Here is a 9,825-nt window from a genome sequence, read left to right as displayed (position 1 = left end):
CCGTGCTTCCCCTGCTTCTTCCGGGCGTTCTCCCGGAAGAAGCAGGGGAAGCACGATGGGGTGGTTGCAAATCGCGGCTGGCCGTCGTTCTCACCCTACGCTTCATGAACACCTCACCTGGCATCAACGTCGCAGCCTCGATCCCGCTGGCCACGTCCTGCCCCCCCGCACCTTCGACTGCGCCCACCCCCTCGGCTGAGCAGACCTGGTCATCGCTGGCTGAGACCTTCGAAGACGGGGCATCGACACTCCATGGCGAGGCTCGAGCAGCGCTTGCCGAAGGCGTTCGCCAACGCGTCGCAGACTTTGTCACGCCCTGCGCGGCCAATGCGGCGACCCTTCTTGGCGGTGTGGTCGAAAAGGCGGGGTATCATCAGCGACTGCGCGCGCTCGGGTGGCTGCGGGCGCATGCGGTTTCTTCCGAGGAAGGGATGGCTGCCGACCTGGGCACCGTTGCCCTTGAGGCGACGCGATCCGTGCGGGGGGAAGCGGCCGTCGCGGGCGAAGCCGTCCGCTCTCTCGCGCAGGGGATTCACGGGCGGGCAGACGTTGCGGAGGCGGCGGTGCACCTCATCGGAGCGCCCGAGACGTCGGCGGGGGAGCGCTTTGCCATCGCCCAGGCGCTCACGAGCCGCCTCGCCCTCACCTGCGCGGACGCCCCTTCGCGCCTGGCCTTCGAGGCGCTGCAGGCCGTCTTTGGCGCCGACTGCAAGGCTTCGAGAGACGCGCGACTGGCCGTGGCGCAGCGAGGCATTCGGGGATGGGGTGATGCGCGGCCCTTCGACCCCTATGCGGCCGTATGCGACGCCAGCGCGGCGGCCTCGACCGACGACGCACGCCTCGAGACGCTTGCCGCGGCATCGCGCGTGCTCGCTGCATCGCGTGGGTCGGCGTACACCGACGAGGCCGAGGCGATCATCGCCCGAGGAACTGCGAGCCGCGCCGACGCCTATGCGGCGCTTGCCGATTTCACCCGCCAGCTCGATACCCTCGAGCCGAAGCCCCTTCGCGAGGCCAGGGCGTTGCACGATCGTCTCGTCGCTGCGGAACCCGGTGCAGGGCCGAACGCTCCGCCGACGGTTACGGTGACCGACGATGCGGTGACCATCGCGGGCGTGCGCATCCCTCGAGCCCACACGCCCTCGCACCCCTGAGCGCCGACAACGGCCCCGAGCGCCGAAAACGGCCCCGAGCGCCGAAAACGCCCCTGAGCGCCGACGACGGCCGACACTACCGTGCTTCCCCTGCTTCTTCCGGGAGAACGCCCGGAAGAAGCAGGGGAAGCACGACGAAGGGCTGCCCAACGTGACCGGGGACACACTTTTTGGGCCGCATGCGCCGTCACTCGTGCGAATCGTCACATTTGCGCCGTCTCGACCGGCGTACGATGCAGATGCAGAGACGAAGCAATCGTCTCGAGAGAGAAGACAGAAAACCCATGAACACCAAGGTCGTCACCGCCCTGATTGCACTCAGTCTCGTCATGCCCTCGTTCGCAGGGCCCCGCGCGAGCAACGCTCCCATTGCGAGCGGCCCCGCCGCCCAGTCGATGATGGCCCACACGAAGGCGCAACTGCGTCCTGTGGCTGTCGGGAACCTCACCGAAGGGCAGACAGGTGAGCTCTCTCACGGCAATGGGTTCACCGACGTCACGTTGCGCAACACGGGCACTACCGACTACGACGGTCACTGCATGGTGCGCCTCGTACGATCGGTCCAGGTGGGCGGCACATGGAAGGACGAGCAGGTGGGGCAGTGGGACGTCACCCACGTCGGCGCCAGCCAGACGATCAAGCTCGCCTTGAGCAGCCCCGCCCGCGGTGGGCGCTATACCCTCATCCTGGTAGGCCAGCACCCGAGCGGGCACGGCGACTACAACCTCTTCGTCACCTACGGCGAGGCGCTCAACTAGTCTCTGCAGCGCACCTCGGTCTCACGACACGGGGGCGCTTCTCAGTGCTTCCCTTGATTGTACCGGGAGAACGCCCGGAAGAATCAGGGGAAGCACGGTGGTGGGGTGGCAACCTGTCGCTGCGGCAGGGATGTTTCTGACGTCGTGCTCTGTTGGCGCTGATGTCTCTGGAGGAGCCCGCGAACATCTCGGGGAACCGAACCGTGTGCCGCACCTCTCCTCGCGCCGTCTCTCCTCGCGCCGTCTCTCCTCGCGCCGTCTCTCCTCGCGCCGTCTCTCCTCGCGCCACCTCTCCTCGCGCCGTCTCTCCTCGCGCCGTCTCTCCTCGCGCCATCTCTCCTCGCGCCATCTCTCCTCGCGCCACCTCTCCTCGCGCCTCGTCTCTCCACCGTGACCCTCTCGTTCTCGCTCAACGGCGAGCCCCAGCGCGTCGAGCTCGCCTCTGACGCGTCGCTGCTCGAGGTGCTGCGCGACTCGTGCGGAATCCGCTCGACCAAGGACGGCTGCAGCCCTCAAGGACAGTGCGGCTGCTGTCTTGCGCTCGTTGACGGGCGCGCTGTCACCACCTGCGCCATGCCTGCCGCGCGCGCCGCGGGGCGAGAGGTGGTCACCCTTGAGGGACTTCCCGAAGAGACCCGCGCGCGCTATGCTCTCGCATTCGTGGCGGCGGCGGGAATCCAGTGCGGGTTCTGCATTCCCGGGATCGTGCTGCGCACCCACCACCTGCTGACCAAGACCTCTCCCTCCACCCCGCTGACCCGTGACGCCATTGCGAAGGCGCTCGATGTGCACCTTTGCCGATGCACGGGCTACGTGAAGATCATCGACGCCATCGAGGTCCTGGCGCGAGGCGACGAGGCGCCGCCGTGTGACGACGGTCGGGTGGGTCGTCCCCTGGCGCGGGTGCGCGGCGTCGAGCGAACGTTGGGGACCTGCGATTTCGTGGCCGACATGCGGCGCGACACCCTGCTCGAGGGGGCGTTGCTCCTCTCGCAGCACGCCCGCGCCCGGGTGCGCGCCATCGATGTGTCGGCCGCTCGGGCGGTCGAGGGGGTTCGTGCGGTGGTCACCGCCGCCGATGTGCCTGGGGAACGCTGGTACGGCCTGCTGGTGAACGACTGGCCTGGTCTTGTGGCCGCGGGCGAGGAGGTGCGCTGCGCGGGCGATGTGCTGGCCGCCGTGGCGGCGGTGGACGCGCGCACCGCCCGTCTCGCGGTGTCGAAGATTCGCGTCGAGTACGAGCCTCTGCCGCCCGTTCTCGACCCCGAGGACGCGTTGCGCGATGATGCGCCTCACGTCAACCCGAAGGCGGCGAGCAACCTGCTTTCGCACACCGTCATCCGACGGGGCGACGCCGACGCCGCGCTGGCGGAAAGCGCGCACGTGGTCGAGGGCGTCTGGGAGACGCAGCGCATCGAGCACGCCTTCCTCGAGCCCGAGAGCGCTCTCGCCGAACCCCTCGACGGAGGGCGGCTGCGCCTGTACACCCAGGGCCAGGGCATCTACGACGATCGCCGACAGGTGGCCGCGTTCACGGGGCTGCCGGAAGATGCGGTCGACGTGGTGCTGGTGCCCAACGGAGGCGCCTTCGGCGGCAAGGAGGACCTGTCGGTGCAGGCGCACGCGGCCCTGCTCGCGCAGGTGAGCGGCCAGCCGGTCCGGGTGACCTTGAGCCGTGACGAGTCGGTGCGCATGCATCCCAAGCGACACCCCATGCGCATGCACTACCGTGTGGGCTGCGACGCCGACGGGCGCCTCACCGCCGTGCACGCCCGCATCGTGGGCGACAGCGGCGCCTACGCCTCGGTGGGGGCCAAGGTGCTTGAGCGGGCGGCGGGGCACGCCTGCGGCCCGTACCGCGTGCCTCACGTCGATGTCGAGGCGCGGGCCGTGTACACCAACCATCCACCGTGTGGCGCCATGCGCGGGTTCGGTGTCAACCAGACCGCGTTCGCCATCGAGGGGGCGGTCGACCGCCTGGCCGCGCTGTGCGGTCTCGACCCCTTTGGGATGCGCTGGCGCAACGCCCTCGAGGTCGGTGACACCTTTGCCACGGGGCAGGTGCTCGAGCACTCAGTGGGTCTGAAGGCCACCCTGGCGGCGGTGCGAGAGACCTGGCAGGCGGCGCGCGCGCGTGGGCAGGCGGTGGGTATCGCCTGCGGGCTCAAGAACAGCGGCATCGGCAACGGTGTTGTCGAATTTGGGAAAGCGCGGCTCGTGGTCGAGCCGGACGCCCACGTCACCATCTTCAACGGCTACACCGAGATGGGGCAGGGCCTGCTCACCGTGCTCACCCAGTTCGCGGTCGAAGCGACGGGGCTGCCCGCCTCGACCTTTCGCGTGAAGGTCGATTCGACCTATGCCCTCGACTGCGGTCAGACCACGGGCTCGCGGGCCACGCTCTTCGGCGGGCGCGCCGTGCTCTCGGCGGCGGCGAAGCTGCGGGCCGACCTCGAGCAGGGCCACACGCTCGCCGACCTCGCGGGGCGGGTGTACGCGGCCGACGTGACGGTCGACGACACCACTTCGCTAAACGACGCGGGCGCAACGCGCATCAAGACCCACACCGCGTTCTCGTACGCCACGCAGGTGTGCCTCCTCGATTCCGCGGGGCGCGTCGAGCGCATCATCGCGGCCCACGACGTGGGTCGCGTGGTGAACCCGGCCCTGTGCAGCGGACAGATCGAGGGATCGGTGCACATGGGCATGGGCTACGCGCTCACCGAGGAGCTGGCGTGTGAGCGCGGGGTGCCGGTCACGTCGCGCCTGCGTGATCTGGGGGTGCTGCGCGCCAAGGACATGCCCGCGGTTGATGTCATCCTCGTCGAAGCCCCCACGCCTGAGGGGCCCATGGGGGCCAAGGGCGTGGGCGAGATCGGCCTGGTTCCCACCGCCCCCGCTGTCGCCGCGGCCCTGCACGCCTTCGACGGCGAGTGGCGCTACACGCTGCCCATGCGGGCCTCGGCCGCGGCGCGCGCCATGTCGGTGGGACGGAGCCGAGTCGAATGAAGCTGCTCTACGGTGTCGATGACAAGGTGCCCGCGGGGCCGGCGCTGCTGCTTGCATTGCAGCACGTGCTGGCCGTGTTTGTGGGGGTCATCACGCCGCCCCTCATCGTGGCCAGGGCGCTCGGCTGCGACATGGCCGAGACGGGTCTGCTGGTGAGCATGTCGCTCTTCACCTCGGGGGTGAACTCGTACCTCCAGGCGCATCGCTTCGGGCCGGTGGGAAGCGGCTTGCTGAGCATTCAGGGAACCACCTTCGTCATGGTGGGGTTGGCCATCGACACGGGGAAGGCCGGTGGGTTGCCTCTCGTGTTCACCCTTGCGCTCATCGGCGCGTTCGTGCCCATGATCGTGAGCCGCACCTTCGGTGTGGCGCAGCGCTTCTTCCCTCCGGTGGTGACGGGCTCGGTGGTGACCCTGGTGGGACTGAGCCTGATCAGCGTGGGGTTCAACGCTTTCGCTGGGGGGGGCAGGGCGAGCGATTTCGGAAGCCCATCGAACCTGGCACTCGGGCTCTTCACCATGATGGTGATCGTGATCTTGAACGCGCGGGGGCGTGGCTTGTTCGCGACCGCCTCCATTGCCATCGGTCTCGCTGCGGGCTACCTGGTGGCTGCCGCGCTCGGGCGTCTCGACTTCTCGGCCTTGTCGAGCGCGGCGTGGATGCACATGCCCGTGCCCTTTCGCTATCCGCTGCGGTTCGATCTGGCGCGGGTGCTGCCGTGGATTCTCGGCTACCTTGTCGTCTCCATCGAGTGCCTGGGAAGCCTTACGGCCACCGCGTCGGTGTCGGGTGAGCCCGTGAGCGGTCCGACGTATGTGTCGCGCATGCAGGGCGGGCTGCTGGCCGATGGACTCGGGTGTGCGGTCACGAGCACGTTCGGGGCGCTGCCCAAGACGAGCTTCTCGCAGAACGTGGCGGTCATCTCGCTCACGCGGGTGGCGTCTCGGCAGGTGGGCATGATCGTGGGGCTCATGCTCATGGCGTTGGGTGTGTTTCCCAAGCTGGCCGCGCTCGTCTCGATCATGCCACCCCCGGTTCTGGGTGGCGCCACCGTGGTCATGTTCGCCCTGGTGGCGGTGGCGGGCCTCGACATTGTGCAGCGCGATGGCTTCACCCCGCGCAACCAGCTCATTCTTGCAGTATCTCTCGCGCTCGGTCTGGGGGTGACCATGGTGCCGAGCGCCACAGCGCAGATTCACGCGCTTCAAGCGAGCACGGCGCTCGAACGGTTTGCGATCGACCTGCTGCAGGCCCTGGTGGAGAGCGGTCTCACCGTGGGAACCGTGACTGCTGTGGTCCTGAACATTCTGCTTCCGCCCGACGAAGCGGGCGAGAAGGGCAGCGACGCCGAGCCGCACGGTCACGTCGGCTGAGCGAGAGGCTTCAAGCGCGCGAGGCGTGATGCCCATCACCGGTGTTACAAGGCGTTGCAGACTGTTCACACGGGTTCACATCGCGTTCACCCAATCGTAACATCGCGGTCCGATCTGGGCGCGAGCTTGTCAATGCAGACGCGCTAGACTTCAATTCATCGAATCGATTCGAGAGGGGATTGAAGTCTCATGTTTTCGATGGAGATGGCATCGGCTGCCCAGGGCTCGATGCGCGTCGACTCGCGCAGGCTCACCGAATCGGCGGGGCTTGCGGCAGGGCTGGCGGCCTGCGGGATGATCATCGTAGCGGGCGCGTCGCTGGTGGGCGCGCAGGTTCTGCTCGGCACATCTCAGGGGCACGAGGAGGTGACCGCCGTTGCGATGCTCGTCGTCGTTGTGCTGGCCCGGGTCGTCATGTACGGCGCGCGGGTCGGTGCCGTCGGAGAAGCGATGCTGAAGCGTCACCTTGCACCTGCGCTCACCGAGCTGCGCGCTCATGTCGCTGCATGGATCGCGCGTCAGCTCGGGCAGCCGCCCACACATCGTCTCGAGGCGTCGAACGAACGCGACGTCGATGACCCGGTGTGCGTCGATCTCGCCCGCCTCTCGTCTGACACGCTGCTTCAGGTGCTGCGCTATCTCGATGTGCGCGATCTCTTTCACATCGCGCACGTGCACGCCAACGCCTGGTCGGCCGTCGAGCGCCTCGAAATCGAGGGCCTCGTGCCCCGCGGGCTCTGCCGCCACCTGCGAGACGAGGCCCCCAATCATCCCGTCACCATGGCGGGCTACCGCGAGGCGCGCCGGCAGCTGGCGGGCATCGTGCGGGCGTTGACGCAGCTGGGATATGGTGTCGAGCCTGTGAGCGAGAAGCCCCGCTGATCCCGTATCTTCTACTGCGCGGGTCGCCCGCCCGCGGCACCCGCAGGCGGACCCGCGGGTCGCTGCGGCGCAGGGCAGCAGTCGGTGAGGCAGACATCTGGGTTCGGGCCGCGAGCCCCCACGCAGGGGCGTTCGCTGGTGCCGCTCAGTCGCTCGGCGATGAGATCGCGCACCATCGAAACGAACACGGGATGGGTGCCGGCCGTGGCCGCGCGCACCATCTGCACGCCGCGAGCGGCGGCGCGCTCGGCGGCTTCCTGGTCGAGGTCGTGGATGACCTCCATGTGGTCGGAGATGAAGCCGATGGGCACCACCACAACGGCCTTGCGGCCGGCGTCGGCGGCAGCATCGATGGCGTCGCTCACATCGGGACCGAGCCAGGGCTGGGAAGGCGGGCCGCTGCGGCTCTGGTAGACGAGGCGCCAGTCGAGGGCGGCGTCTGACGTGCCTCCCTCGGCGGACACAGCCCCGACGCCTGCGGCCACGAATCCCGCGGCATCGCGCAGCTGGTCGGCGTAGGCGCAGTGGCGCGCCATCTCCTCGGGGATGCTGTGGGCGCTGAACAAGAGGGTGACTGCGTCGCGGCGGGCGGGCTCGATGTGGTCGAGAGCCTCTCGGGTGCGGATTGTCATCACCTCGATGAACTTCGGATGGTTGTGGAAGGCGCGCAGCTTGTCGATGCGCGGCGCCCCTTCGCCCACCGCGGCCTGCGCGGCGGCGATGTTCTCGCGGTACTGACGACACCCCGAGTACGAGCTGAACGCTGACGTGACGAAGGCCAGCGCGTGGGTGACGCCATCGTCGCGCATCTGGGTCATCGTGTCGGCGAGCATGGGGTGCCAGTTGCGGTTGCCGAAGTAGACAGGCAGCGCGGGCCCCTCGGTGGCGAGCACAGCCTCGAGCGCGGCGATGAGGGCGCGGTTCTGATCGTTGATGGGGCTCTTGCCGCCGAAGTGATGGTAGTGCTCGGCCACCTCGAGCATGCGCTCGCGCGGCACGTTGCGTCCGCGCAGCACATTCTCGAGGAAGGGGATGACGTCGTCGGGGCCTTCGGGGCCGCCGAACGACACGAGCAACAGGGCCTGGGGCGACGATTCGGTGTTCATGGCTCTCTGAAGGTAGTCGAACGAGGGGGCACGTGTCAATGCTCGTGCCTGCTTCTCGCTCTGTTCTGCTCTCTCGAGAGACATGTGAAGTCGCGCAATTGTGCAAGACTTTCTACGACAACAGGGAATAAGGGGTCCGCGCTTCCTGTGTGACCCGTTTGGCCGTCACCGAGAGCGCGTCCGCGACAGCGTGTAGCAGACGGCACGTCCGCGCCTGCGCGAGAATGACAGGAGCCCCTCTTTTTGCTGAACCTGCCTCTTGGACTCGAGGTCGAGCTGTACACCGGCACCCCGCGCGGGCGCGTGGTCGGTCGCTCGGCCGAGATCGCGCAGCGCCTCTCGGGCTTCGTATGTGAGCCGGATGCGCGCAACACAGAGTACGTCACCCCACCGCTTCGCGACATCACCGCGCTGCAGCAGGCGCTGCTCGAGCCGCGGCAACGCCTGCGCCGCCTGCTCGGCGAGCACGGCCTCACGATCGTGCCCGGCAGCACCCTTCCCCTCAATGGAGACACGGCCCACTTCGTGCGCTCGGCGCCGGACAACGCCTACCACACGCGCATCGAGCAGGCCTACGGCACCCGCGTGGTCACCACCTCGATTCACTTCAACTTCGGCGTCGACGATACCGAGGCGCTCATGCGCGCCTGCCGGCTGCTGCGCCTCGAAGCGCCTGTTGCGCTTGCCCTCACGGCCTCGTCGCCCTTTCTCGAGGGGGAACCCACCGGGTTTCACTCGACGCGCTGGGCGACGTTCCCCCGAACACCCGAGGTCGTTCCGCTCTTTCGAACCCACCGCGCGTACGTCGACTACATCGAGCAGCAGCTGGCGAGCGGGGTCATGTGGAACGTGCGCCACCTGTGGAGCGCCGCGCGCCCCAACGGGCCTGACCGCCCGCTTCACCTCGATCGTCTCGAGGTGCGCATCTGTGATCTCACCCTCGACATCTCCCTCACCTGCGCGGTCGGACTGCTGCTCGTGCGCCGTGTGCAGGCGGCCATCGACGGTCTCGACCCCCTCGACGGTCGCGACCCCGAGGCGCTGCTCGCGATGTGTGAAGCCAATGAACAGGCCGTGGCGCGGGCCAGCCTCGACGCCGAGATCATCGACTGGCGCGACGGCCGTCGAATCACGGCACGCAACGTTGCGGCGCAGTGGCTCGACGACGCGCGGGGCGCAGCGCTCGATCAACCCGAGCGCCAGGTGCTGCGCGCGGTTGACGATGTGCTCGACAATGGCAACGACGCCATGCGGTGGCTGCGCGAATATCGACGTGGCCGCTCGGTGGAGACCATCGTCACCGACGCTATCGCCGAGGCGCAGGCGCGTGAGGAGTCGCTGGCCTTCAGCCTGGCCTGATCTTACTGGTTTTACGCTGATTTGACCCCAATTTCAGCGATGCTCTCGCTCGCACAGGTAGAGTGCGCGACGATGGCGGGAAGATGCAGGCGCTGCATCGCCTGCCACCCATCGTGCGAGAGGCAGCCTGCTGATGTTGGCATCCGTCAATCCTTCCCTTCCTTCCCTTCCAGGTTCCCGTGTC

8 protein-coding genes are annotated in these 9,825 nt (G+C 68.2%); 5 read left to right on the top strand and 3 right to left on the bottom strand.

The genetic code is table 11. The features are described 5' to 3' along the window. Nucleotides 1–209 precede the first annotated feature (209 nt). Both EB084_12540 and EB084_12535 read right to left on the bottom strand, forming a co-directional pair. Nucleotides 210–536 (bottom strand): hypothetical protein, encoded by a 327-nt coding sequence (locus EB084_12540; protein ID NDD29084.1) that lies wholly within the window; start codon nt 534–536, stop codon nt 210–212. 106 nt (nt 537–642) lie between these two features. After that, nucleotides 643–879: a hypothetical protein gene (locus EB084_12535; protein ID NDD29083.1), complete on the bottom strand. Its 237-nt coding sequence runs from the start codon at nt 877–879 to the stop codon at nt 643–645. A gap of 559 nt (nt 880–1,438) precedes the next feature. On the opposite strand from EB084_12535, the gene EB084_12530 reads away from it, so the two are divergent. The 4 genes from EB084_12530 (at nt 1,439) to EB084_12515 (ending at nt 7,176) form a co-directional block, all read left to right on the top strand. Then, complete coding sequence (locus tag EB084_12530) at nt 1,439–1,912, top strand: hypothetical protein (protein NDD29082.1); 474 nt, start codon at nt 1,439–1,441, stop codon at nt 1,910–1,912. A 390-nt stretch (nt 1,913–2,302) separates the two neighbouring features. Further along, a complete protein-coding gene (gene xdh, locus EB084_12525; protein NDD29081.1) occupies nt 2,303–4,921 on the top strand; it encodes a selenium-dependent xanthine dehydrogenase in 2,619 nt (872 codons plus the stop codon). After that, entirely contained in the window at nt 4,918–6,294 is a 1,377-nt protein-coding gene (locus EB084_12520) for a purine permease (protein ID NDD29080.1), read from the top strand. The genes xdh and EB084_12520 overlap by 4 nt, the downstream gene beginning before the upstream one ends. A gap of 198 nt (nt 6,295–6,492) precedes the next feature. Next, entirely contained in the window at nt 6,493–7,176 is a 684-nt protein-coding gene (locus tag EB084_12515) for a hypothetical protein (GenBank protein NDD29079.1), read from the top strand. Nucleotides 7,177–7,187: 11 nt separating this feature from the next. Here the strand turns inward: EB084_12515 and EB084_12510 are convergent, their stop codons facing one another. Continuing rightward, the gene (locus tag EB084_12510; protein NDD29078.1) at nt 7,188–8,282 is read right to left on the bottom strand and encodes a ferrochelatase; all 1,095 of its coding nucleotides are present in this window, start codon (nt 8,280–8,282) and stop codon (nt 7,188–7,190) included. 246 nt (nt 8,283–8,528) lie between these two features. Here EB084_12510 and gshA point away from each other — a divergent pair, with 246 nt between their 5' ends. Then, the gene (gene gshA / locus EB084_12505; GenBank protein NDD29077.1) at nt 8,529–9,641 is read left to right on the top strand and encodes a glutamate--cysteine ligase; all 1,113 of its coding nucleotides are present in this window, start codon (nt 8,529–8,531) and stop codon (nt 9,639–9,641) included. Nucleotides 9,642–9,825 lie beyond the last annotated feature (184 nt).

It is taken from the genome of Pseudomonadota bacterium (assembly GCA_010028905.1).
GTDB lineage: Bacteria > Vulcanimicrobiota > Xenobia > RGZZ01 > RGZZ01 > RGZZ01.
Note: the sequence above shows the minus strand (reverse complement) of the source record. Positions and strands in the feature narration are given on the sequence as shown.

Bases quoted from the DNA above. Each gene is read 5' to 3' on its own strand.
- EB084_12535 (NDD29083.1), bottom strand. From the start codon at position 879: ATGCAGCGAGCACGCGCGATGCCGCGGCAAGCGTCTCGAGGCGTGCGT.
- EB084_12530 (NDD29082.1), top strand. From the start codon at position 1,439: ATGAACACCAAGGTCGTCACCGCCCTGATTGCACTCAGTCTCGTCATG.
- EB084_12520 (NDD29080.1), top strand. From the start codon at position 4,918: ATGAAGCTGCTCTACGGTGTCGATGACAAGGTGCCCGCGGGGCCGGCG.
- EB084_12515 (NDD29079.1), top strand. From the start codon at position 6,493: ATGGAGATGGCATCGGCTGCCCAGGGCTCGATGCGCGTCGACTCGCGC.
- EB084_12510 (NDD29078.1), bottom strand. From the start codon at position 8,282: ATGAACACCGAATCGTCGCCCCAGGCCCTGTTGCTCGTGTCGTTCGGC.